The sequence below is a fragment of the Ectobacillus polymachus genome (assembly GCF_048159605.1).
Classification (GTDB): Bacteria; Bacillota; Bacilli; order Bacillales; family Bacillaceae_G; genus Ectobacillus; species Ectobacillus polymachus.
The window spans coordinates 133,660-158,399 of the sequence record NZ_JBLREB010000002.1 but is presented as its reverse complement, the minus strand read 5'-3'; the positions used below and the strand labels follow the sequence as shown (position 1 = coordinate 158,399).

At 41.0% G+C, this 24,740-nt stretch carries 27 protein-coding genes and 1 riboswitch; of the genes, 10 read left to right on the top strand and 17 right to left on the bottom strand.

From position 1 onward, the window contains the following. Positions 1-13: 13 nt before the first annotated feature. Positions 14-685, bottom strand: a complete 672-nt coding sequence (locus tag ACM5BR_RS11370) for a site-2 protease family protein (RefSeq protein ID WP_416828021.1) — start codon at positions 683-685, stop codon at positions 14-16. Between the two features lie 135 nt (positions 686-820). On the opposite strand from ACM5BR_RS11370, the gene ACM5BR_RS11365 reads away from it, so the two are divergent. Beyond that, a complete protein-coding gene (locus ACM5BR_RS11365) occupies positions 821-1,006 on the top strand; it encodes a 2-hydroxymuconate tautomerase (protein WP_416828020.1) in 186 nt (61 codons plus the stop codon). 36 nt (positions 1,007-1,042) lie between these two features. Here ACM5BR_RS11365 and ACM5BR_RS11360 read toward each other — a convergent pair whose 3' ends face one another. Both ACM5BR_RS11360 and ACM5BR_RS11355 read right to left on the bottom strand, forming a co-directional pair. Beyond that, positions 1,043-2,329 (bottom strand): HD domain-containing protein, encoded by a 1,287-nt coding sequence (locus ACM5BR_RS11360; RefSeq protein ID WP_416828587.1) that lies wholly within the window; start codon positions 2,327-2,329, stop codon positions 1,043-1,045. 162 nt (positions 2,330-2,491) lie between these two features. Beyond that, entirely contained in the window at positions 2,492-2,716 is a 225-nt protein-coding gene (locus ACM5BR_RS11355; RefSeq protein ID WP_416828019.1) for a YuzB family protein, read from the bottom strand. Positions 2,717-2,918: 202 nt separating this feature from the next. Between ACM5BR_RS11355 and ACM5BR_RS11350 the strand changes: the two genes are divergently transcribed. The 4 genes from ACM5BR_RS11350 (at position 2,919) to ACM5BR_RS11335 (ending at position 6,917) form a co-directional block, all read left to right on the top strand. Further along, the gene (locus ACM5BR_RS11350) at positions 2,919-3,608 is read left to right on the top strand and encodes an RsfA family transcriptional regulator (RefSeq protein WP_416828018.1); all 690 of its coding nucleotides are present in this window, start codon (positions 2,919-2,921) and stop codon (positions 3,606-3,608) included. A 138-nt stretch (positions 3,609-3,746) separates the two neighbouring features. Next, positions 3,747-4,766 (top strand): HoxN/HupN/NixA family nickel/cobalt transporter, encoded by a 1,020-nt coding sequence (locus ACM5BR_RS11345; RefSeq protein ID WP_416828017.1) that lies wholly within the window; start codon positions 3,747-3,749, stop codon positions 4,764-4,766. A 524-nt stretch (positions 4,767-5,290) separates the two neighbouring features. Next, positions 5,291-6,127, top strand: a complete 837-nt coding sequence (gene lipL / locus ACM5BR_RS11340; RefSeq protein WP_416828016.1) for an octanoyl-[GcvH]:protein N-octanoyltransferase — start codon at positions 5,291-5,293, stop codon at positions 6,125-6,127. Positions 6,128-6,365: 238 nt separating this feature from the next. Next, positions 6,366-6,917 (top strand): DUF1003 domain-containing protein, encoded by a 552-nt coding sequence (locus ACM5BR_RS11335; RefSeq protein ID WP_416828015.1) that lies wholly within the window; start codon positions 6,366-6,368, stop codon positions 6,915-6,917. Between the two features lie 71 nt (positions 6,918-6,988). Here ACM5BR_RS11335 and pta read toward each other — a convergent pair whose 3' ends face one another. Then, positions 6,989-7,957 carry a phosphate acetyltransferase gene (pta, locus tag ACM5BR_RS11330; protein WP_416828014.1) on the bottom strand — a complete coding sequence of 323 codons (969 nt, stop codon included), beginning with the start codon at positions 7,955-7,957 and terminating at the stop codon, positions 6,989-6,991. Between the two features lie 214 nt (positions 7,958-8,171). Between pta and hemQ the strand changes: the two genes are divergently transcribed. The 3 genes from hemQ (at position 8,172) to gerQ (ending at position 10,008) form a co-directional block, all read left to right on the top strand. Continuing rightward, a complete protein-coding gene (gene hemQ, locus ACM5BR_RS11325) occupies positions 8,172-8,915 on the top strand; it encodes a hydrogen peroxide-dependent heme synthase (protein WP_416828013.1) in 744 nt (247 codons plus the stop codon). Positions 8,916-9,136: 221 nt separating this feature from the next. Beyond that, a complete protein-coding gene (locus tag ACM5BR_RS11320; protein WP_416828586.1) occupies positions 9,137-9,565 on the top strand; it encodes a cell wall hydrolase in 429 nt (142 codons plus the stop codon). A 14-nt stretch (positions 9,566-9,579) separates the two neighbouring features. Further along, positions 9,580-10,008, top strand: a complete 429-nt coding sequence (gerQ, locus tag ACM5BR_RS11315) for a spore coat protein GerQ (RefSeq protein ID WP_416828012.1) — start codon at positions 9,580-9,582, stop codon at positions 10,006-10,008. A 36-nt stretch (positions 10,009-10,044) separates the two neighbouring features. Here the strand turns inward: gerQ and ACM5BR_RS11310 are convergent, their stop codons facing one another. Then, positions 10,045-10,413, bottom strand: coding sequence for a DUF423 domain-containing protein (locus ACM5BR_RS11310; RefSeq protein ID WP_416828011.1), 369 nt, complete (start codon positions 10,411-10,413; stop codon positions 10,045-10,047). A gap of 58 nt (positions 10,414-10,471) precedes the next feature. Further along, the gene (locus tag ACM5BR_RS11305) at positions 10,472-10,717 is read right to left on the bottom strand and encodes a YwdI family protein (protein ID WP_416828010.1); all 246 of its coding nucleotides are present in this window, start codon (positions 10,715-10,717) and stop codon (positions 10,472-10,474) included. Positions 10,718-10,890: 173 nt separating this feature from the next. On the opposite strand from ACM5BR_RS11305, the gene ACM5BR_RS11300 reads away from it, so the two are divergent. Next, positions 10,891-11,715: a Cof-type HAD-IIB family hydrolase gene (locus ACM5BR_RS11300; RefSeq protein WP_416828009.1), complete on the top strand. Its 825-nt coding sequence runs from the start codon at positions 10,891-10,893 to the stop codon at positions 11,713-11,715. Positions 11,716-11,775: 60 nt separating this feature from the next. Here the strand turns inward: ACM5BR_RS11300 and ACM5BR_RS11295 are convergent, their stop codons facing one another. The 10 genes from ACM5BR_RS11295 to ACM5BR_RS11250 form a co-directional block, all read right to left on the bottom strand. Beyond that, positions 11,776-13,143 (bottom strand): amino acid permease, encoded by a 1,368-nt coding sequence (locus ACM5BR_RS11295; RefSeq protein ID WP_416828008.1) that lies wholly within the window; start codon positions 13,141-13,143, stop codon positions 11,776-11,778. 476 nt (positions 13,144-13,619) lie between these two features. Further along, entirely contained in the window at positions 13,620-14,297 is a 678-nt protein-coding gene (locus tag ACM5BR_RS11290) for a uracil-DNA glycosylase (RefSeq protein WP_416828007.1), read from the bottom strand. Between the two features lie 138 nt (positions 14,298-14,435). Then, on the bottom strand, positions 14,436-15,428 hold the full coding sequence (locus ACM5BR_RS11285; RefSeq protein ID WP_416828006.1) for an ABC transporter permease: 993 nt from the start codon (positions 15,426-15,428) through the stop codon (positions 14,436-14,438). Further along, on the bottom strand, positions 15,421-16,341 hold the full coding sequence (locus ACM5BR_RS11280; protein ID WP_416828005.1) for an ABC transporter ATP-binding protein: 921 nt from the start codon (positions 16,339-16,341) through the stop codon (positions 15,421-15,423). Before ACM5BR_RS11280 ends, ACM5BR_RS11285 begins: the two co-directional genes overlap by 8 nt. Then, positions 16,338-17,150: an SGNH/GDSL hydrolase family protein gene (locus ACM5BR_RS11275; RefSeq protein WP_416828004.1), complete on the bottom strand. Its 813-nt coding sequence runs from the start codon at positions 17,148-17,150 to the stop codon at positions 16,338-16,340. The genes ACM5BR_RS11280 and ACM5BR_RS11275 overlap by 4 nt, the downstream gene beginning before the upstream one ends. A gap of 189 nt (positions 17,151-17,339) precedes the next feature. Continuing rightward, complete coding sequence (gene thrB, locus ACM5BR_RS11270) at positions 17,340-18,260, bottom strand: homoserine kinase (protein ID WP_416828003.1); 921 nt, start codon at positions 18,258-18,260, stop codon at positions 17,340-17,342. After that, entirely contained in the window at positions 18,257-19,315 is a 1,059-nt protein-coding gene (thrC, locus tag ACM5BR_RS11265; protein WP_416828585.1) for a threonine synthase, read from the bottom strand. The genes thrB and thrC overlap by 4 nt, the downstream gene beginning before the upstream one ends. Continuing rightward, positions 19,315-20,610, bottom strand: coding sequence for a homoserine dehydrogenase (locus tag ACM5BR_RS11260; RefSeq protein ID WP_416828002.1), 1,296 nt, complete (start codon positions 20,608-20,610; stop codon positions 19,315-19,317). Before ACM5BR_RS11260 ends, thrC begins: the two co-directional genes overlap by 1 nt. A gap of 428 nt (positions 20,611-21,038) precedes the next feature. Next, complete coding sequence (gene metA / locus ACM5BR_RS11255) at positions 21,039-21,944, bottom strand: homoserine O-acetyltransferase MetA (RefSeq protein ID WP_416828001.1); 906 nt, start codon at positions 21,942-21,944, stop codon at positions 21,039-21,041. Beyond that, positions 21,925-23,226, bottom strand: a complete 1,302-nt coding sequence (locus ACM5BR_RS11250) for a bifunctional O-acetylhomoserine aminocarboxypropyltransferase/cysteine synthase (protein WP_416828584.1) — start codon at positions 23,224-23,226, stop codon at positions 21,925-21,927. Before ACM5BR_RS11250 ends, metA begins: the two co-directional genes overlap by 20 nt. A gap of 94 nt (positions 23,227-23,320) precedes the next feature. Then, positions 23,321-23,425: riboswitch (SAM riboswitch) on the bottom strand. A gap of 263 nt (positions 23,426-23,688) precedes the next feature. Between ACM5BR_RS11250 and ACM5BR_RS11245 the strand changes: the two genes are divergently transcribed. Next, entirely contained in the window at positions 23,689-23,991 is a 303-nt protein-coding gene (locus ACM5BR_RS11245) for a YolD-like family protein (protein ID WP_416828000.1), read from the top strand. A 50-nt stretch (positions 23,992-24,041) separates the two neighbouring features. On the opposite strand, the gene ACM5BR_RS11240 is transcribed toward ACM5BR_RS11245, so the two are convergent. Then, positions 24,042-24,737, bottom strand: coding sequence for an FHA domain-containing protein (locus ACM5BR_RS11240; protein ID WP_416827999.1), 696 nt, complete (start codon positions 24,735-24,737; stop codon positions 24,042-24,044). Positions 24,738-24,740: the final 3 nt, after the last annotated feature.

Sequence of the window (24,740 nt, the reverse complement as noted above, 5' to 3'; positions counted from 1 at the left end):
TACTTCCTCCTTCTTACAAATGGAATAGCGGTCCAATTACACTTTCAAGTGCTCCTGCAACGGCAGGTACAACCGTATGAAAAATAGGTTGAATCGTGTACATATCTAATGGTGTGACAACAAGAATGAGAAAAATAATCGCACCGTAATTTTCAAATTGCGTCATTTTTATTCGTATGTTTCTCGGCATTAGATCCTCTATAATCCGATAGCCGTCTAGCGGTGGCAGCGGAATTAAATTAAATACAAACAAAACAACATTTAAGCGAATGAAAATGCTGAAGAAACGATATAACGTATCGATAACGGCCACTGGTAATGCATCGATTGCCCCCATTTTCAAAAGCGAATACCAAACGATTAACCCGATTCCACCTAGCAGTAAGTTGCTAACAGGTCCTGCTACGGAAACGAGAATGCCGGCTAATCTCGGCTTTTTAAAAAAATATGGATTTACAGGGACCGGGCGTGCCCACCCAAAGCCTAATAAAAAGATAGCTAATGTTCCAAAGGGATCTAAATGAGCAAACGGAGAAAGCGTCAGCCGTCCTTGCTTCTGTGCAGTAGGATCTCCGAATTTATATGCGAGCAGCGCATGAGAATATTCATGCACAGAAAATGCAAGCATAAGCGTAATCGCAACTAGCGGAATATCCTTTAAAGGATACACAAAAAAATTACCCATACTTCAACTCCTCTACGTTATTCCTTAGCGTTCTATTATCATTAGCATAGCAGAATTTCTCGTAAAATGTATGTTTACGGATTAGAATTCGCTATAATAAGAAGGTAAAGTGAATGAAAAAAAGGAGCGATACATATGCCATATGTAACTGTAAAAATGTTAGAAGGCCGCAGTGAAGAACAAAAAAAAGCGTTAGTTGAAAAAGTAACAGCTGTTGTAAGCGAAACGACAGGAGCTCCTGTTGCAAACGTTACGGTATTTATCGATGAAATGTCCAAAAACCACTATGCTGTTGGCGGTAAACGTCTAAGCGACAAATAATTATGATAGAAAAGCAGCCTCGGCTGCTTTTCTTATCTATTCATTCCCATTTAATAATTGAATAATTTTTTCTTTAATTTTCCCTTTTCTGCCGGATTCAGAAAGAAAATCCTGCGGATAAAATAGCTTTTGATCCGTCCGTTTTTTGCCCGAGATGGCTTCTACTATTTCAGATTCACGGGATAGCTCTCGAAGTTCTCCATTTGGCATAAGAAGCAAAATTGGCAGACGTTCTTCTTCATCGCCAGCTCGATAAAAATCGTATGGCAAATCAGAGGTGCTATCCATCACAAGATAATAGTCTGGATCAATTCCCGCTTTTTTAAACAAGGCATTTAACTCTACCCAATTGTTTAAGCCATGTTGTTTATCAGCAAAGTCGACATATTTAAACAAATTACGGTTTAGGAACCTGCGGCTTAAATCCCGTAAAATACTATCCTCTTCCTCCTGCCAAACTTGGAAATAGTAATACATAATATTTTCATCTAGCTTTAAATAGTCCTCTAGCGATACCTGTTCCTCAAATAAAGAATAGAAATGAACTGGTTTATGTATAAAAGAATACGATTGTTTGTATAGTGTCTTTGCACGATGCAGGATCTTTGTTAAAATTACTTCTGCGCTGCGTGTAACAGGGTGAAAATACACCTGCCAATACATTTGATACCGACTCATAATGTAATGCTCCACTGCATGCATACCGCTTGCTTTAATGACAACCTGTTGATCATGCGGACGCATCACACGTAAAATCCGCTCCATGTCGAAATTCCCATAGCTAACACCGGTAAAATAGGCATCCCGTAATAGATAGTCCATCCGATCCGCATCAATTTGACTGGAAATCATACTAATAGCAAGCTTGTTATCGGAAGTTTTCGCAATTACGTCTGAAACCTTCTTTGGAAACGACTCATCTACGCGGCGAAGTACTTTATTTACTTCTGTATCTCCCATAATAATAGCTTGGGTAAACTTCTCATGATCGAGATGAAACACCTTCTCGAAGGAGTGAGAAAACGGGCCATGTCCTACATCATGAAGCAAAGCTGCACACATACATAAAAGCCGGTCATCCCCATTCCAATGCGGTCTACCATCGAATATATCATCTACCATACGTCTAACAATTTCGTACACGCCTAGCGAGTGATTAAAACGGCTATGCTCTGCACCATGAAACGTAAAAAACGTCGTTCCAAGCTGACGAATACGACGCAAGCGCTGGAACTCCTTCGTACCAATTAAATCCCAAATCAATCTATCACGAACTTGAACATACTTATGTACAGGGTCTTTAAACACTTTCTTCTCGTTCATCTTGTTATTTGTATACAACGACTCAGGCCCCCTTTCTGTTCCTTACCTTCATTATATAGAACAAATTCACATATGGAAATTACCTGCATGTATGAATCGTTATATTTATACAGGTTTTCATAAGAAAAAGCACTTCTTTTTACGTAAGTGCTTTCGAGACCTCTACTTATTTAATTTACTCTCAATCTTCTTAAGCAATTCCTCTTCATTCGGTGCAGAAACAGGACGATTATTAACGAATGCGAATGATTTTTTTCGACCAGGGCCACAATACGATTGGCAGCCGATAACAATATCTGCTTCGGGATCGATTTTTTTCAAGCGCGGCAACAATGTTTTTAAATTCGTTGCCTGGCAATCGTCACAAACGCGAAATTCATTTGCCATTTAGCACAATCCTTTCTCTATATAAAACTAACAAGTCCAGTGAAATAAGCGTGTTAACTAAAAGGTATTTTACCGCTCTTTGTACATGGATGCAAGTTCCTACTGTAATCTACCATTTTTTTGAAAGCTTTGTATAAAATGCATAGCTTTCGGCTATTCTAAAAATAGTAATTTCTTATAACGGGAATAAGGAGATGAATCTATGAAAGTTAGACAAGATGCTTGGACTGAAGAAGATGATTTATTATTAGCCGAAACCGTATTACGTCACGTGCGCGAAGGAAGCACCCAATTAAATGCGTTTGAAGAAGTAGGAGATCAGTTAAATCGCACATCTGCAGCCTGCGGCTTTCGTTGGAATGCAGTGGTTCGCTATAATTTTGATAAAGCACTTCAGCTAGCAAAAAAACATCGCAAGGAAAAAATGAGAGCTGCAAATGGCGACCAGGCGAAGAAAAAGTTGCTCTATACACCGCCAGCTTCGTTTTCGGTCTCTCTGCCAGAAGAAGTGGAACAAGAGCTTGAAGGTGAAGCACTGCCTATACCTATGCAGGTGAACATGAATGTAAGTGCTCCATCCTCTTCTATTTCCATGAATGATGTCATTACATTTTTACAGACTCTTGATTATTCAGATGTGAAAGCTACCACACTGGAAAGAGAGAATGAGAGACTTAAGAAGGAGCTTACAGAATATGTACGGCACAACGAGGAATTGCAAGCAAAGATTCAACAAATGGAGCATCAATCATCCACCATTCAAGAAGACTACGAAACGATCTTAAAAATTATGAATCGTGCTCGTAAGATTGCTTTAACCGAAGAAGAGGAAAGAACAAGTACCTCATTTCGAATGGATCGTAACGGAAATTTAGAAAAGATTGCTGAATAAGTGAACGGGGAGATGGCATCACGCTATCTCCCTTTTGCCTAGATTACGTTCACGGAAAGTTCCATAAATGCTCTTTCCCGCTACGCTAAATTAATAGTATAATTTACGCATCTTGTGAAAAGAGAGGTTACCGTTCCGGTGCACAAAAAGAAAAACTATTCTTCCCTTCCATATATACTTATCGTTACGATTCTCCATATAGCAGGAATTACCGGGCTCCTATTATCCGCTAACAATCATCCTGTTTTATTAGGGATGGGGGTCCTTGCCTATACATTAGGACTACGGCATGCATTTGATATTGATCATATTGCAGCTATTGATAATACGGTTCGAAAATTAGTAGAACAAAAGAAAAATCCTGTAGGTGTTGGCTTTTTCTTTTCTCTCGGTCATAGCACAGTTGTACTGTTACTTACGGTATGTACTGCTTTTTCTGTGCAATGGGTACAACAAAAGCTCCCGCAATTAAAGGATATAGGCGGCTATATCGGGACAATCGTTTCAGGGTCCTTTTTACTTGTGATTGGCGTTCTAAACTTAATCATCTTAAATGATATTTTTCGTGTATTTCTCCGTATGAGAGAAAATAAATATAAGGAAGAAGAAATGGAACAACTCTTGCATTCTAGAGGCTTTTTTACCCGCTTTGTACAGCCCCTTTTTACATTTATAAGCCGAAGCTGGCATGTGTATCCAATCGGTTTTTTGTTTGGACTTGGCTTTGATACGGCTAGTGAGGTAGCTTTACTCACCCTATCGGCTGGTGCCGCGCAAAATTCGCTTCCTATCTATGGTATTCTCTCATTGCCTATTTTATTTGCTGCTGGAATGAGTCTTATGGATACAGTGGATGGTATCTTTATGACTACTAGCTATAATTGGGCGTTTGACAAGCCGATTCGGAAAGTATATTACAATCTAACTGTTACCGCCATTTCCGTTTTTGCAGCGCTATTTATCGGTATGATTGAGCTTGCACAGATTATTATTCCCAAGGTTGGACTGCAAGGGGGCATTTGGGCATGTATTGAGGGTCTTGACCTCGGAAATTTAGGCTATATTCTCGTGATCTTATTTATCCTTGTATGGGGAATCTCGTATTTTGCATGGAAATTTTTTCATATTGAAGAAAGATGGAGCCAGAAGGATATGTAAGGCTCCTTCTGGCTGAAATCGCTCCTTTTTTGCTATAATAGGCAAACAATAGTGAAATGTAAGGAGCTAGTAATGTCAACAACCCGCCACTTAACACCCTTACGGATCGTTTGAAGTGGGGGCTTGCGTCTGTCGGAGTTCGACAGTGCTTCTACCCTCATAGAGAGCAACTACGCTTATTCCTACCCAGTAGTACGAACGAGAAATACTCTCCTACCTTAGTATGGTGGAACATAAGGACGGTTGACTTCGCCCCTACTACTTAGGTATACCCAAGTAGTAACCGTTTCAGAACGGTACTGTTTACGTTTAAGATTAGAGTGCCTTTTACGCAACGGTTTTCTCTATGTCTTGATTATAACAAATGGAAAGGAGGAGGCAAGGTGGAAGTTTCAGATACTTGATATGGTACAAAATCTTGCAATTTACTGCACCATACCGTATCTGACGGCAATTCCTCCCCCACTTATCGTTGGGCTACGCCCTTCACACGATTGAAGTAGGGGTATCCTTGCCGATTTTAGATGAACCATTCGCAATCTATTCTCTATCAACCAGAATGGCGCATCATTGACCAGTCTAGCCTTGGAGAATCATTTGATGCCTTGCAATCCTTTGCAATGGACGATACATTATGCAAATCGGTAGGAAAGGGGCTTGCCCCAGCTACCATCCGTTCTTGGGTTCACCGCCCTACGATTGTACTCGGTATCCAAGATACAAAGCTTCCTCACTTGCAGGAAGGCATTTCCTTCTTAAAAAAACAAAACTATCATGTGATAGTTCGAAATTCCGGCGGCTTAGCTGTTGTTCTCGATGAAGGCGTGTTAAATATTTCCCTTATATTACGCGAAACCGACAAAGGCATTGATATTCATGCTGGATACGATGCGATGTGGGAGATTGTCAAACAGATGTTTCACGATAAAGGCGTAATGATTGAGGCGAAAGAAATCGTCGGATCCTATTGTCCGGGAAGCTATGATTTAAGCATAGATAATAAAAAATTTGCCGGCATTTCACAAAGACGGGTGCAAGGCGGTGTAGCTGTGCAAATTTACCTATGCTTAACAGGAAGCGGACAAAAGCGAGCTGCTATCGTTCGTGATTTCTACCAGGTAGCTCTGCAAGGAGAACAAACGAAGTTCGTCTACCCTGCCATCATTCCAAGTACGATGGCGTCTCTTTCTGAATTATTAGGTGAAGAGATTACCACTCTAGACGTTATGCGTCGTCTTTTGTTAACCTTACAGCAAATGGGTGAAACACTTATCTCCTCACAGCTTACACCAGAGGAAGTCCCGCTATATGAAGCCTATTTGCAGCGCATGATAGAACGAAATGAAAAAGCATTGCTATAAAGTGAAACTTCCCTCGGTTGGGGTTTACCGAGGGTTAGCCCCACCAATCGGACTTTTACGGGCAGTTGTCCCCCACTTAGTCTTTCTCCGATTATTAAGCCTTGAAGTGGGGGTCTTACTGCCCGTTAAAGCGGGATAAGCTAGTTCCATAGGAGCTAGTTTTCTTTTGCTTCTCCCTTTTCTTTCGCCCTTTATTCATTTATGGTAGAGAAAAGAACAAGTGAAAGGAAAATGTCGTATGAAACCCTTTATAAATGTAAAAACAGAGAAACCCGAAATAAAAGAGGCATCTCAAATCCAAGGATTTGATATTAATTTAAATGATGAAAATCTTGGCAGAATTGATCGTCTCGTCGACCATTATGAGCAGAATATTTTACGGCAGGTTGATAAAGAATACAATATTAAAACGACCCGATCCGATCGCTTAGCGGATAATATCGCCAAATTCGGCGGCAGCTGGACCTTTATTATTGTATTTGGAGTCTTTCTGATTTTCTGGATGATTTGGAACAGTCTTCCGTTTACGAAAGGTCTCCATTTTGACGAACAGCCGTTTATATTATTGAATTTATGTTTATCCTTTCTTGCTGCCTTTCAGGCGCCGATTATTATGATGAGCCAAAACCGACAAGCAAAAAGAGATAAGCATGAATCTGTCGTTGACTTTGCCATTAACTATAAAGCAGAGGAAGAAATTGATGATATGCAACACCACCTTCATCGGATTGAAAGCGAAGTAGCACAAATCAAAGAACTCTTGCTCGAGCTTCGTACACAAGAAAAATAACGCCTGTATATAAAAAAGCCCTACAGATCATTCTGTAGGGCTTTTTTGCTGACCCGCTTTTGTATTCACCTTTATAATGTCTGTGCCGCTGTTAAAATGCTTAGTTTATAGACATCCTCTGCATTACAGCCGCGAGAAAGATCATTCACTGGTTTGTTTAACCCTTGTAAAATAGGTCCAATGGCTTCGAAGCCCCCAAGACGCTCTGCAATTTTGTATCCAATATTCCCAGCTTCCAGACTTGGAAAAACAAATACGTTCGCATCTCCTTGTAACATGGAATCCGGCGCTTTTTTCGCAGCCACGGAAGGGACAAACGCTGCATCAAATTGAAACTCCCCGTCTACGGGTAGCCCAGGTGCTAGCTTCTTTGCAAGATTCGTCCCTTCCACAACCTTTTCCGTTTCCGGTGAGACCGCTGACCCTTTAGTCGAAAAACTTAAGAGCGCAACCCGCGGCTCAAGGTCGATCATTTGTGCTGTCTTTGCACTCTCCACCGCAATTTCCGCTAAGTCTTGGCTCGTTGGTGTTATGTTAATTGCGCAATCTGCAAAAATGTATCGCTCTTCTTCCCGAACCATAATAAATGCTCCAGACGTTTTGTTTACACCTGGCTTTGTTTTAATGATTTGTAACGCCGGCCGAACGGTATCAGCGGTAGTATGTGCTGCTCCGCTTACTAACCCATGCGCCTTATCTAAGTAAACAAGCATCGTACCAAAGTAATTCTCATCTAATAAGATGCGGCGTGCTTCCTCTTCTGTTACTTTGCCTTTTCGTCGCTCCACAAATGCCATTACCATTTGATCCATCTCTTCATAGGTTGCAGGATCATATATATATATGCCCTGTAAGGATAGATTCATAGTGTGAGCTTTATCTCTTATCGAACTCTCATTTCCTAATAAAATAGGGGTTAAGACTTCCTCATCTGCTAATCGCTGCGCAGCTGCTAAAATCCGCTCATCCGTTCCTTCTGGAAATACGATCTTAATATGATGAGGCAGCTTTTCTTTCATTTCTTGAAATAAATGATTCATATGAACATCCTCCTAGGTCTAAGATAACTGATATGTATTTCTATTAGAATCGGGTGTTTGTTATTATTTTAAACGTATGTACACCTTAATAGAGATGATTTTTTCGTGTTATTTATGACAAATTTTTGTGTAGAATTGTCCCGATTCTGTTTTTTTGCTAGATTATGCTATAGTAAAGATGTATATCATATTAAGGTCTCGAGGTGACGAGGAAATGAGTGAAGCAGCAAAAACTTTAGATGGCTGGTATTGTTTACATGACTTCCGTTCAATCGATTGGGTAGCTTGGAAACAGTTAACAAGCGATGAGCGTCAAAAGGCAATTGTTGAATTTTTACATATGGCAGAAAAATGGAACAAAGCCGAGGAAGCTCATGCTGGAAGCCATGCTATCTACACAATTGTCGGACAAAAAGCAGACATTATGTTTATGATTTTACGTCCTACAATGGAAGAGTTAAATGAAATTGAAAACGAATTCAATAAAACAACGCTTGCAGCGTACACCATTCCTACTTATTCCTATGTATCAGTGGTAGAGCTTAGCAATTACTTACCTGCGGACGAAGATCCGTATCAAAATCCACGCATATTATCACGTTTATACCCAGCATTGCCAAAAGCGAAATACGTTTGCTTCTATCCAATGGACAAACGTCGTCAAGGCGATGACAACTGGTATATGCTTCCGATGGAAAAAAGAAGAGAGCTTATGGCTAGCCACGGCAAAATCGGCCGCACCTATGCTGGTAAAGTTCGTCAAATCATTACCGGCTCAGTTGGCTTCGACGATTATGAATGGGGCGTTACTCTCTTTGCAGATGACGTTCTTGAATTCAAAAAACTCGTCTATGAAATGCGCTTCGATGAAGTAAGTGCACGTTACGGCGAATTCGGTTCCTTCTTCGTTGGAAACATTCTTCCACTGGAAAGCGTAGCGAAATTTTTACACATTTAAGGAAAAAACACTAGGCATTTAGGATACGCCTAGTGTTTTTTTGTTTCGTTTTGCAGCTTACCTGCTGCAGGTTCCTTCCAATCGCCCCCCGCTTATTTTTTACTTATCCTGCATCGTACTAATTTTTATTTTTCAATCATATGTTTAATTGAAAAGCACTATACGTTTTGGCTTTGTATGGGAGCTCCCTTGTTAATAAGCTCGGAAGCGAGGTGACCTAAATAGCTGTCATTCCTTATACAGAAGAAGATGTAAAGTTACTCGCCAGGCTGATGAGAGCAGAAGCAGAAGGTGATGGCCAGCTCGGAATGCTGATGGTAGGAAATGTAGGTGTAAACCGTGTACTTTGCGATTGCTTAGACTTTAAAAACATCCGAACTATACAGCAAATGGTGTTTCAAGATCCTGGTGGGTTTGAGGCAACGAAAAAAGGATATTTTTATCAGCGTGCCCGGGAGAGCGATATGGACCTTGCAAGAAGAGCGATTAATGGCGAGCGCCATTGGCCGGCAACCTATGGGCTTTGGTTCTTCAGACCGACTGGAGATTGCCCGAACACTTGGTATAATCAAGAAAATTCAGGTCGTTTTAAGAGTCATTGCTTCTATCAGCCTAGCGGAGATGATTGTCCAAAAGTGTATTCGATTTAATGAGGAGGGGTATAATGGCAGGTCAAGGTCAAAATCCATATTACGGTGGAGGCGGAGGCTATTATCAGCCATCGGGAAGACAGATTCCTTCCTATCCACAACCGCAACCAACAACAGCGCAGCAAGCAGCTCAAGCAGCTCAAGCTCAGTATGCGATATCACAAGGCATGCTGCCTCTTGAGCAATCGTACATTGAAAATATTCTTCGTCTTAATAAAGGCAAACCGGCGACAGTATATATGACCTATGAACGAGGCAGTCAGATGGGCACACAGAAGTATACAGGTATTATTGAAGCAGCTGGACGTGATCACATTGTCATAAGTGATCCAACAACAGGCAAACGCTATTTATTGCTTATGGTATATTTGGATTTCGTTGAATTTCCTGGTGAAATCAATTATTTTCCCCAATTACCAACTGCGACTTATCCACCAAGATAAAAGAAAGCTGGCAGAATATCCTGCCAGCTTTCTTTATTACAATCCTTTTACCGCTGCAACTGCGAGCAATGCCCACGCCACTAGAAAGGCCACTCCACCAAAAGGAGTAATGGCACCGAGTATTTTGATCCCTGAAGTACTTAATACATACAAGCTTCCTGAGAAAAGAATAATACCAGCGAACATGAACCAACCCGCCGTTGATACAAGCGAGGAATTTAATTTTGCCATTAAGAATGCTACCACAAATAAACCAACCGCATGGAACATTTGATACGTAACACCTTTTTCCCAAACTTTTAACATTTTTTCTGATATTTTACCTTCTAATCCATGGGCACCAAACGCTCCAAGGGCAACAGCTAAGAAAGCCATAACACATCCTAATAGAAAGAATATTTTCATATGTAATCACCCACTCCCTTTCCTTTATGATAAAGAAATTTTGGAAAAGATTCCACCTTTAGAAATCCAAGAGGGAATTTCCATTTGCATCATCTTCCTCTTCATATACACGCTGGACTGCTTTTATGTCAGTAGTGGATGGCGGCACTTGGGATAATGTCTCCTGTTTTACATCCAGCACGATGTCACAAAGCGTGCGAACAGCTGCTAAATGCTCCCGTACTCGTTCAGAATGCTGCTCTTGTTTTGCAAGGGATAGCTCACTTTCAATTTTGTTTAAAATAACCCCAATTGGTATATGCATATTCTTGACCTCCCATTCCTACTATCTATGTCGTATGATTCTTTTCATTTATCATATCACGCCCCTACCCTTTCCACAAAAAAGCAAAAAATAGAATAAGACTTTCATTGCGCTCTTTACCTAATATTGATAGGATAAGAGGGTGAAATCCATTCCAGAAAGGACTCATCACTATGGAATACAAAATGATTGTGTTAGATTTAGACGATACGCTATTACGTGATGATCATACTATTTCACCACGTACGAAAGATGCTTTAATGAAGGCGCAAGAAGCAGGAGTGAAAGTCGTACTCGCTTCAGGACGTCCTACGTACGCAATGCGTGGCATAGCAAAGGAATTGCACTTAGAAGAATACGGCAGTTTTTTATTATCCTTTAATGGAGCAAAGATTACCAACTGCAAAACAAACGAAGAACTCTTTAGCAGCACATTGTCGCCTGAAACCGTTCATCGTCTCTATGATATTAGTAAACGAGAAAACGTTTGGATTCTCACCTACGTTGGGGATTCCATTGTAACCGATGAAAGCTGTAAATATACAGAAACCGAACACGTCATTACGGGTTTACCGATTGCAGAGGTTGCTAGCTTTAAAGAAGCGGTATCTGAACCGGTTGTAAAGATTCTTATGCTGGAAGACCCAGAACGACTAGCAGTCGTGGAGAAGAAGCTGCAAGAAGAATTAAGTGGGGACCTTAGCGTTATGCGCTCTAAGCCATTCTTCCTAGAATTCACAGAAAATGGCGTCACAAAGGGGACAAGCCTTGCTCATTTGATTCAAAAACTTGGCATTAAGCAGGAAGAAGTCATTGCTATGGGCGATAGCTACAACGATTTAGCCATGATCCAATTTGCTGGACTTGGTGTCGCCATGGGCAATGCCCCCGATGATATAAAGGCCAAGGCAAACTATGTTACTGACACGAACATGAATGATGGCGTGGCGAAAGTTGTGGAATCATTTGTTTTAAAAACTACCGTACAAGCAAACTAAATAAATATAGCAAAGGGGCTATCTCAGAAGTTTTTTCTTCAGAGATAGCCCCTTCATTTTCTATCGATTTTTATCTAACGGTACTCGCTCTCCCATTTTAAAAATGTAATAACTCGCTACGACGATAGCTAGGAAGACTATCCCAACAATAAGGGATATTCGAGTACTAGGGTTAATCCACATTCCTATAAGCACAAGCAATAAAAATACAATGGTAGCATAATTGCTGTACGGAGCAAAAGGCATTTTGAAAGGGTGGCTATCCATTTCATTAGCATGTACTTTTCTGAATCTAAGCTCGCTAATGACCAAGACAAACCAAGGTATCATTCCGGGTAGAACACTTGAACTGTATACATAAAGGAAAAGCTCTGGAGGAGCAAAGTAGTTCAAGACTACACCAATCCCTAACCCAATAAATGTAGCTAAAATAGTGTACACTGGAACTCCGTTTTTCGATACCTTCGCAAAAAGTTTAGGAGCTTGACCGTTCATTGCTAACGAGTAGAGCATACGTCCTGTACTGTAAATACCACTATTGGCCCCAGACAATGCTGCTGTGATTACCACAAAGTTTATAATCCCCGCTGCAGCAGTAATACCAACTTTGGCAAAGGTTGAGACAAACGGGCTGCCGAGCGTCCCTAGCTGATTCCAAGGATAGACTGTAACGGTGATAAAGATTGCCCCAATATAAAAGATTAAAATACGCCAAATAACATTTTTAATTGCTTTTGTTAATGTCTTCGTTGGCTCTTTCGCTTCACCAGCCGTTATACCGATAAGCTCTACTCCCTGATAAGCTGCTACTACAAGGGATAGCGCAAAGAAAAATCCTTTCCAGCCACCTGTGAAAAAGCCATTTACCCAAAGATTGGATAATCCTATCGCATGACCGTTGTTTCCGATTCCGAAAAAGATAAGACCCAGCCCTACGATAATCATAATAACAATCGTGACAATTTTAATTAACGCAAACCAGAATTCAAATTCTCCGTAATATTTAACAGAGACGATGTTGCCAAGACCTAGAATAATCATAGCGATTAAACCCGGTATCCAATGGGGTAGGTTAGGAAACCAATAATTCATGTACATCCCAACAGCCGTTATTTCCGCCATTCCTACGATAATCCATTGAAACCAATAACTCCACGCTGTCATATAGCCTGCTAAAGGATGGATATACTCCTTGGCAAATGTTGCAAACGAACCCGTGGTAGGCTCTAAATAAAGCATTTCTCCCATCGAACGCATAATGAAAAATATAAAAAGCCCGGCGATCGCATACGCTAGCATTACAGATGGTCCAGTCCATTGAATCGTACTCGCTGATCCCATAAATAATCCAACGCCAATCGTACCGCCCAAGGCAATCATCTCTATATGCCTTGCTTCAAGTCCTCTCTTTAAACCCTTGTTATCCACTGTAGACTCCCCCTGCTGCAATAATAGTAGCTAAGCTTAGTATTTCATTACAAATCTGTTCTTAACAAATCGTTCCACACTAAGCCCCAAATTACACACTTTCCCTAACTTAATAAACTTTCCAAACGTTCGTAACAAGAAGAAAAAGTGACAATTCCTATTTTATTGATTAATCAGTTAATTCATCGTTCAATTTGTCTATGGAATTGTCAAATGCATTGTCTTATTGTTACTCATTGGAAAATCACAAAAATAATATATGAATATAAGTATACGACAAACATCAGCAAAATACGACCTGAGAAAAATATATTTTCATACAGCTGAATTGGATGCTTTCTTTGGACATTACAAATCAAAAACAAAGGACACCTTGCTCGTAGAATGCAGAGGCTGCATCCTAGAACGAGTGTCCAATGAAAAGAAATAATGTATCACTATAACAAAGCTTACTATAAATACTGCTATCGAATCTACTAAATATTAGGTACCGCCCAATCAATTTCTGGTTGACCTTGTTTACGCAAAAATGCATTGCAAGTAGAAAACGGCTTGCTTCCAAAGAAACCGCGGCGTGCCGAAAACGGACTTGGATGCGGTGCTTCGATGATTAGATGACGGTCATTCGTAATAAGTGCTTTTTTCGCTTGCGCATGCTTACCCCATAGTACGAATACAACAGGCTTTTCTCGTTCATTAATAAGCTGAATGATGTAGTCCGTAAATGTTTCCCATCCTTTGCCCTTATGGGAGTTCGGTTCACTTTGGCGTACGGTTAGCACCGTATTCAAAAGAAGCACACCTTGCTTAGCCCATGGTACGAGAGAGCCATTATTCGGAATCTCACAGCCAATGTCATCATGAAGCTCTTTGAATATATTTTGCAAGGACGGCGGTGCTTTCACACCCGGTTTAACGGAAAAGCTCAGTCCTTGCGCTTGATTTGGCCCGTGATACGGGTCTTGTCCTAAAATTACAACCTTCACATCATTGTAATCCGTAAATTGTAAGGCATTTAGTATATCATCCTTCGATGGGTATATGGTATGTGCCTTGTACTCATCCAGTAAAAAATGACGGAGATCCTTAAAATATGGTTTTGCAAATTCATCGTCCATAAGGGATGCCCAATCATTCTGTAGCTTGCCTGCCATTTCTTCACGTCCCATCTCTTTATTAACTCGATAATCATTGTACTTACTTTTTTACTTTCTTAAAAGAGGGAGATATGTATGGCTCACAAAATGTATACCCCTAATGACCTGACTGCCCATGCAAAAGGTAACCCTTTCTTAATTCGATATATCCTGCCGTGTAAATACAAAGAATGCGACAAACAGCGATACGATTGCCCAAACAGAAAGATTGATTAGCGAAAAGCTCATCGACAATCCCTTTAGCGCAGGTAGTTGTCCGGATAAATAATCAGTAAGAGATAGATTGACACTGAAAATGTATTTAACCCCTTCCCAGGAAGTTGCATATCCGCTTAAAATGCTACCAGCAATGAGACCCGAAAACATAACGCCCATCCCCGCAGTTGTATTGCGAATTAATACCGATACCATGAACGAAATCGTTCCAACGACCACTGCCACAAACCAAGCTAGACCAAAGTCCATTAAAATATATTTCCACTGCGGAATAAGATGAACGAAGCTCGTATTTAGACTGTCATTTTGCGTAATGAACCCTGTTAAGATTGGAAGACTCCATCCAGAATAGCCAAAGACAAGGCCGGATATAAGATAGGATAATATGCCAATAACCAGCAGAATAAAGGAAACAAACAAAAGCATCATGACATATTTACTCAGTAAAATTTTCCATCTTCGAATTGGTCTTGTAAGTAACACTTTAATCGTACCTTCACTCCGTTCGCCCGATACGATATCAATGGCAACAATCATAACAAGCAGAGGAACAAACATGGTAATTCCTTGCTCAATGAATCCTCTGACAAAGGTAGGAGCACCGGGTGCATTCGGATTAATATTATGATCCAGATAATATTGCTGCTGAGATATCTGCACCTTAAGCCACGCTTTCCACTCTTCAGGCAAGCGGGAATTGTTCAACCGATTTTGTGTATCAACAATTTGCTGCTGCAAAGATACACGCCAATCGGTCGTACCAAGACGCTGCTGCGCGGTTTCTACTTGGCGATATTGAGCATAAACAAATATAGGAGTGAGAACGAGCAGGATTAACAAAACCACAGCAAGACGCTTCTTTCGATAAATCTTCTCTGCTTCGTTATAGAGCAGTCCGGCAAATTCACGCATGTTCTTCCCCCCTTGTAAGCTCCATGAAGAGATCCTCTAACGTAAATACTATTTCTTTCACGCTGTGTACAGCAATTTCATGTTCGACAAACATCTTCGTATACGTACTAACGCTTGCCGGAGGCATACGGCAGAAAAGTCTGCTATCCATGTTTGATACTGATACTTCCTTCACTCCTTGCGCCCGAAGCAAAGCTTCTGCCTTTTCTACCGGCGTAACCGTCCATTCTATTCGATCTGCTGCTTTTTTAAGCAAATCGTCAATCGTTGCCACTGTTATCATATTTCCATGGTCGATGATGGCAACGCGATCGCAAATGAGCTGTACTTCGCTAAGTAAATGGCTTGAAATGAAAACACTTATTTTTTTCTCCTTGACGAGCATATGAATAAACTCACGCAGCTCACGAATGCCTGCGGGATCCAGGCCGTTCGTCGGCTCATCAAGTATTAATAGCTTGGGATTGCCAAGCAAGGCTTGGGCAATCCCTAGACGTTGTTTCATTCCAAGAGAATACTTTTTGACCTTATCGTGAATCCGCAAATCGAGATGTACCATCTTCACAATTTCCATGATCCGTTCATCTGGGATTCCCCCGAGCATCCGTGAAAATTGCTTTAGATTTTCCCAACCGGTTAAATACGTGTAAAGCTCTGGATTTTCTACGATGCTTCCGATTTGCCGCATCGCTCTTTGAAATTGTGTTTGGATATCAAAGCCACAGGCAGTGATACTTCCTTCTGTTGCTTTGATTAGTCCCACTAGCATTCGTATCGTCGTCGTTTTTCCTGCACCGTTTGGTCCAAGAAATCCAAATACTTCCCCTTCCTTTACATCAAATGAAATGTTTTCTACAAGGGTTTTCTTGCCAATTACCTTCTTGAGTCCTCGTACGGAAAGCACATCAGTCATGGATTCGTCTCTCCCTTCGCCGCAATATTAAACTGACTAACAATACTTTGCAGCAGGCGATTCGCCATAAGCGTATATCCCTTTTCATTCGGGTGAAAATGATCTGAGTAAAGCAGGTCTTTGTCTTTACCCTGGAATAGGTCATACGTAGGTACAATATATACCCCTTTTGCATCAAGGGTTGCTTTCGTTAATGCATCATTCCAATCTACTACAACAGAGCCAGATCCTCTTAGCTCTGGTACATCCTCGAAAGGATTATACAAACCGAGCCAATAAATAGGACTATCGGGGTTTATTTCGCGAATTTGCGTAATGATCTTTTTCACATTATCTTGAAAGGTTGCTACATCCGGACGATATTGCGTTAAGTCCGTCTCTCCAATGGACTGCCAGCCTGGAAATACGTCATTACCACCGATGGTAAGTATAATCACATTGGCACGACTAATAGAGTATTTCACTCCATTATCTGTAAGTTGCTTAAGTAAATCCGGCGTTCTTGCACCCGTAACAGCTAAATTGTTTACGGCAACCTTTTGTTTATAATCCGTTTCTAAACTTGTTCGCAAGCGACCAATATAACCAAGTCCTTCTTTATCTCCTACCCCTCGGGTGAGAGAGTCACCTAGACTGACAATTTGCAAGGTATCGGGCTTTTTCGCCTCAGCTGTCTCTGCTGTTTGTTTCGTAATCACAGAGGCTTTCGGATGCAGAATATCATTCACTGCGAGGGTGAACCCAAATGCAAATAATACGAGTGAAACGATTGTGAGGGCCAAGAGGGATTTAATGATTTTAAATCTCATGCATTGTCACCATCCTTCTAACTATAGATAAAGCCTGCAGTATATGTTAAAAATAGAGATTACGATTTTAAGGTTTTCGTTTCTATCCGTTCACTAACGCCCATATTATACCACCTGCTAGAGGGAAAGAAAAAAGTATCCCTAAATTAAGGGATACTTTTTGTAATTTTATCGTAATTTGTAAAATTATTACATACTTTCCTCTAAAGGAGAGTGCAAGACTTTGCTTCCTTCATTCACAACATGCAGATTAGCTACCTGACATGCAGGAAACATAGCTTGCAGCTCTTTTTGCACAGCTTTTCCTTTGCCTTTATGAACATAGCACAGTACGGTAGGACCTGCGCCGCTAAGCGTAAACCCGTACATATAGGGATGACTCCCTATCTCCCTCAATGCGCTAAGCTCTGGGACGAGGGCCGCGCGATACGGCTCATGAAAGAGATCCTTCTTCATAGCTTCTCCGGCCATGTCCCAATTTTCCTGCCACAAAGCTGCTACAAGAAGATTGCTAATACCGCTACCTTGAATTGCTTCCTTGTAAGAAAGGCTCTTTGGCAATACACTGCGTGAATCCGATGTTTTTAATTCATACGAAGGGATGACTGCTACTAGCTCCACTTGGCGTAATGCTTTGTTTACGAGCATTGCACGTTCGCCATCATACGTGCCGACAACAAGTCCGCCGAAAATCGATGCTCCTACATTATCCATATGTCCTTCCACCTGGCAGGCAATATCAAGCTTTTCTTGTAGCGTCAATTGCAGGTTGCAAAGCTCATTTGCTATTTCAATGCCTGCCACAATGGCAGAGGCACTGCTTCCTAATCCTCTAGCGAGCGGGATGTCACTGGATACTTCCAGTTTGCAAAATGGAAGGGTGCGATCATACCTATTTGCAACATCAATCGCTGTTTGAAACAATAAATTACTTTCATCGGTCGGCGTATCTTGAAGAATCGCTGATTTTGCTTCACATCTAAAAGATGTATAAGGTGCAACGCGAACGCATAAAAACTTGTCCACCGCAAGTCCGATTGAGTCAAAGCCTGGTCCTATATTTGCTGTACTAGCTGGTACTTGTACGGTGAACATGGGACTGGATGTCATTGCATGACCACTCCTTTAATATGTGCAAATACCACTTCCTCATCATTTGGAAGAACAACAGGCTTAATATGCTTCGTTTCAATAGCCGTATTCGGATCCTTCAAGCCGTTTCCTGTAAGGACGGCTACGACGCGGCTTCCTTGAGGAATCTCACCAGAAAGTACCTGCTTTCGCACTCCTGCAATGGAAGCGCAAGAGCCCGGCTCTGCGAATACGCCTTCCTTCTGTGCAATCAATTGATACACTTCTAAAATTTCGTCATCCGTAACTTCATCAATCTTGCCGTGCGATTCATTCGCTGCTGCGACTGCCTTATCCCAGCTTGCGGGATTCCCGATACGGATTGCCGTTGCAATCGTTTCAGGATTATCAATTTTATGGCCGCGAACAATTGGCGCTGCCCCGGAAGCTTGGAAGCCTCTCATAACCGGAAGGCCCGTTCCTTTTTTATCATTATATTCTTTGAATCCCTTCCAGTAAGCCGTAATATTACCAGCGTTCCCTACTGGAATGGCAAGAATGTCAGGTGCCGCCCCAAGGGCATCGCAAATTTCAAATGCAGATGTCTTTTGTCCTTCAATACGGTACGGATTAACGGAGTTTACAAGTGCAATCGGAGACGATTCACTTAGCTTACGGACCATTTGCAGTGCATGGTCAAAGTTTCCATCAATGCTAATAATCTCGGCTCCATACATAACCGCCTGAGCCAGTTTTCCATAAGCAATTTTTCCGTTTGGAATAATAACGATACATTTCAAGCCTGCGCGCGCTGCATAAGCAGCAGCGGAAGCGGAGGTATTTCCTGTTGAAGCGCAAATAATCGTTTCGCTTCCTTCCTCCTTCGCCTTGGCAACCGCCATTACCATGCCGCGGTCCTTAAAGGATCCTGTAGGATTTGCCCCCTCTACCTTAACAAATAGATCAATTCCCCATTCCTTCGATAGTGTATCTAAATGGATAAGGGGTGTGTTTCCTTCATTCAATGTAAGATTAGGTGTTTGTTCTGTTATTGGTAAAAATTCCTTATAATGTGATAGAAGACCGTTCCACATCATTTTTCATCTCCTTCGATTCGATAGCTTGCTTTCACACACTTCACCGCTTCTACTGCTTCCAATGCTGCTAATAGTGCATTGTAATTTGACAGCGCTACACGGTGTGTAACAATCACAATTTCAGCAGTTCCTTTTTCCTCAAGAGGCATTTGAACGATTTTCTCAAAGCTTGCTTCATTTAGAGAGAATAGGGTGGTTACTTTCGCAAGAACTCCTATTTCATCCTTCACATGTAGCCGCAAGAAATACTTTGTAAACACTTCATGATCACCCTTCAATATTTTCGGATATTGTGCTGTTACAATACTATTTCCTGTGACACCAAGAATCATATTTTTAATAACAGCTACAAGATCGGATACGATGGATGTAGCCGTTGGTAAACTCCCAGCACCTGGTCCATAGAACATCGTCTCTCCTACGGCCTCGCCGAAGACATACACGGCATTAAATTCGTTTTGTACGGATGCTAACGGATGGCTATTAGGAAGTAATGTCGGCTCCACGCTAATTTCTAGCTTTTCACCATCGCGCTTGGCAATACCGATTAACTTCATCGTATATCCAAGCTCCGTACTATAAGCTAAGTCCTCTTCTGTAATCGAAGTAATACCTTTCACCTTTACATCTGAAAGCTCCACCTTAGTTGAAAATCCGAGCGATGCCAAGATTGTCATTTTACGAGCAGCATCAAGACCCTCTACATCGGAGGATGGATCTGCTTCTGCAAAGCCAAGTGCCTGCGCTTCCTTTAATACGTCTTCGTAGGCTTTTCCTTCATTCGACATTTTCGTTAAAATAAAGTTTGTCGTACCATTCACAATCCCCATCATTTTCTTAATACGATCAGATGAGAAGCCTTCTACAATACTTCTAAGGATTGGAATCCCCCCGGCAACACTTGCTTCGTAAAATAAATCACAATGATTTTCCTTCGCTACAGATAGAAGCTCTGCCCCATGCAGGGCCATTAAGTCTTTGTTAGCAGTCACTACATGCTTTCCATTATTTAGCGCCGTAAGTACATACTCACGAGCTTCCTTTATGCCACCCATAACTTCAATTACAATCTGGATATCTTTATTATAAATGATGTCATTTACATCAGTGGTTAACATCGTCGGGGTAATGCGGACGTCCCGCTCTTTCTTTATATTTTTCACAAGTATCTTTGCAATATTTACAGGACAACCTAGTTGATGACGTAACCGGTCTTGATGATCCTCAATAATTTTGACCACACCACTACCGACGGTGCCGAGTCCTAACAATCCTACTTTTATCTCTTTCACGATCGTCCACCCCTATTTCTATCTAATGTTTATCCATTCTAACAATCTATCAGAATGTAATATATTCCCATAAGAATAACTACTTATAAATGTTCACTTTATATGCAATTATATAAGTTGAAAATTTAAAAAACAACGTTTTATGAAATTTCAGAAAAAAATTGTGCCTATTATATTAACCCGCCGGCCTTTTCATCTATAGCTCTCTTATCAGATTGTAAGAAAAAAGTGAAAGCAGTGTGGAAACTGCTTTCACCTATCTGATTCTGGCCCTTTATCCCGCTTTAACGGGCAGTAAGACCCTCACTTCAAGGTTTTGAGAAATCGAAGAAGGATAAGTGGGGGACAACTGCCCATAAAAGTCCGAATTGGCCTTTGCTAACCCTCGGTGGGGGATGAGAGAACCCCCCACCGAGGGAAGTTTCACTTTATATTTGATAAGGCGTTTCTTGATAGACGTAGTAATTTAACCAGTTAGAAAAGAGCAGGCTACCGTGACTTCTCCACGTAACATATGGAGTTTGCTTTGGATCATCGTTACGGTAGTAATGCTTCGGCACTGCAATAGATAGTCCCCTGTCTTGATCTCGATCATATTCTCCTTTTAGCGTATTACGTGAATATTCACTATGACCTAGGACAAAAATATTCTTCCCTCCGCTATCTGCTACAAGATGTACACCTGCTTCTTTTGATTGCGCAAGTAATTGCAGCTCTGGCACGCGGGCAATATCCTCCGCTCTTACTTCGGTATGTCGTGAATGAGGTGCATAAAACTGTTCGTCAAAGCCTCGTAGCAGGTTCACGTAATCTCCTTGCAGCTCATGCTCAAACACCCCGAACATCTTCTCTTCAAGTGTATATTTCGGTATGCCGTAATGATAATACAAGCCTGCCTGTGCTCCCCAACAAATATGCAAGGTAGATGTTACATTCGTAACGGAAAATTCCATAATTCGTTTTAGTTCCTCCCAATAATCGACATCTTCAAATGGGAGAAGCTCTACAGGAGCACCAGTAATAATGAGGCCATCAAATCGCTGATTTTCCACTTCGCGAAAGGTAGAATAAAAGCTTGTGAGATGTTCTTGCGATACATTTTTGGATGTATGTGATTCCATGTGTAACAATTGTATATCAACTTGAAGCGGCGTATTTCCAAGTAGGCGTAGCAGCTGTGCTTCTGTTTCCTGCTTTGTAGGCATTAAATTTAAAATCGCGATTTTCAACGGTCGAATATCTTGCGAGGAGGCACGCTCCTTCGTCATCACAAAAATATTCTCGTTTTGCAGGATTTTACGTGCTGGTAAATCCTTATCCACGATTATTGGCATATTTTTTTCCTCCAGCTAAAGCTTGATCTAAATCAGCAATAATATCGGTTACATCTTCAATCCCTACCGATAGACGAATTAAATCAGGTGTAACACCACATCCGCGTTGCTGTTCTTCGGTAAGCTGACGGTGCGTTGTACTAGCAGGGTGAATGACAAGTGTTCTTGCATCTGCTACATGGGTAACAAGCGTTGCAAGCTTTAATTCTTTAATAAAGTCAGAAGCTGCCTCTATGCCGCCCTTTACACCAAAGGCAATCACGCCGCTTGCACCTTTAGGTAAATATTTTGAACTGCGCTCATAATATTTACTGCTTTCTAAGCCAGGATAGCTTACCCAGCTTACTCTTTCATCCTTTTCTAGCCATTTTGCTATCGCTAGCGCATTTTGGCTGTGACGTTCCATACGTAAATGTAATGTTTCAAGGCCTATATTTGTTAAGTAGGCATTGAATGGGCTAATACAGTTACCAAAATCACGAAGAAGCTGAACGCGTGCCTTTACGATATAGGCAGCTGCTCCGAAGTCCTTCAAATATTGCACGCCGTGATAACTTTCATCTGGCAGGACAAGTTCTGGATACTTTCCGTTATCCCAGTTAAAGTTTCCGCCGTCAATTACGACTCCGCCTACTGAGCTTGCATGCCCATCAATATATTTCGTAGTTGAATGAACCACGATATTTGCTCCATGAGCAAATGGCTGGCACAAATACGGAGAAGCTAACGTATTATCAATGATAAGCGGAATATCTAGTTCTTTTGCAGCCGCTGAAAATACTTCAAAATTTAGTACATTAATAGCAGGGTTACCGATTGATTCGCCATAAAGGAGCTTTGTCTTGCTTGTTGCAAGTTTAACAATATCTTCTACCGACAGCTCTGGATCAAAGAATGTAACATCAATGCCAAGCTTACGTAAACTGACAGCAAATAGATTGTGAGTACCTCCGTAAACGGTAGATGAGCACAAAATATGATCGCCTGCTCCAGCGATATTTAATACTGCTAATTGAATCGCTGCTTGACCAGAAGCGGTTGCTACAGCACCAACGCCGCCCTCGAGCTGACTTAGCTTCGTTTCGAAAGCTGCAACGGTTGGATTTGCAATTCGTGTATAAATATAACCTTCAGCACGTAAATCAAATAGAGCTGCTAAATCCTCAGGTGTATCATATTTATACGTTGTGCTTTGATATAACGGCAGCACACGTGGTTCTCCATTTTTAGGCGTATAGCCTCCCTGTACACAAATCGTTCCCTTGTTCCATGTTTCTCCCATCATGTTCACCCTTCCTCTTTATTTAAATTAAAAGGGCTGCTTCCTACCCAAAAAGGTAAAAGAAGCAGCCCGAATTCGCACATGACTGTGTAATCTCTTATCTTTCAGAGCAAAACCTGCAGGATTTGGCACAATTCCGGTTTACGGCTGTTGCCAAGGCTTCAAAGGGCCTGATCCCTCCACCTATTCTCGATAAGACATATGAAATTATTTACATTCTATATAACTATTAACCTTATGTCAATATATTTTCTGAATTATTTGATATATTATTTTTTCTGACTATTCCGTAAGCAAAGAAAAAAAGATATATTCGATTTCTTACACGATGCTTGTAAATACTAAATCACGAAATACTTTTGCAAGGTTCCTAGGACTATATAACTTTCAACAATCACTTGCATAATCCCCATAAAAAAAGGTAAAATAAGAACAAATGTTCGATTAAAAGGAGCGATTTCTGTGAAGTGTAATCAGGAGGCGTGGAATGGCGAAGTCTTTCATTATGAATCTGGAGGCAATCTAGAACGATCCGTTACACCGGAGACAAACATCAGCTTCGAAATCATGATTTGTGAAGCAATGGAACATAATCAGTATGTATCCTTTGATTATCGTCATCATGGCGTAATTTCCCATTTAACAGGACGTGTTCATCATTACAATGAAAGGCAGCAATGCCTACATATTATTGATACAGCCGGTAAAGCTCGGTATATTTTTACGGAAGCTGTCGTACACCTAGAAATATGCAAAGAATGGTGACCATGGTCTTACGCAGCGAAATAAATAACAGGCGCACCCGCGTGCGCCTGTTATTCCATATCATGCGAATTGCTTCTAGACATTCTAAATCCATTTCGTAATACCGATTCAATTTTTAAATATCCTTTTATTTTCACCCGAAGACGATAAATCAGCGAATTCATCTCTTCTGTTCCGACATATACATTATCTGATAATGTCCGTTCAGGCCAAACAGCAGCAATAATCTGCTGCTTGCTAACAAACTCATTCAAATGATTCGCCATTACTTTACAGCAAGCATACTCTTTTTGTGATAATTTGATGCTAGTATCCTGAAGATATATGGTTTGCGCGATATCATCCATTTCAAGTACGTCCTTATGTAAATGATAAGCAAGGAGTTCTCCTGGAATTTCCATCGTTTCATCATAGTCTTTTTCCAGCTGTAATTCGATGAGCCCATTCGCTAATGTAATCGTATCCGAGTCATTTAATGGGTATATTTCAAATGGAACCAGTGCTTCTCTATTTAACTCTGTTCCATGCTTACTTCCTAAATCCTGAATGGTCATCTTGCCTTCCTTTATAAAAATGACGAAATGTTTACGTGAAACAAATTGATTGTGAATAGAGAAATCCGGCTCGTACGAAGGATTCACACGCCCTATCACAGTTTGCGGTTTATCTAAATAAATAAACGCACCTGCCTGATACGAATCACCCTGCTTTAAAATCAATTTATGACAATTTTGAATTTGATTCATATT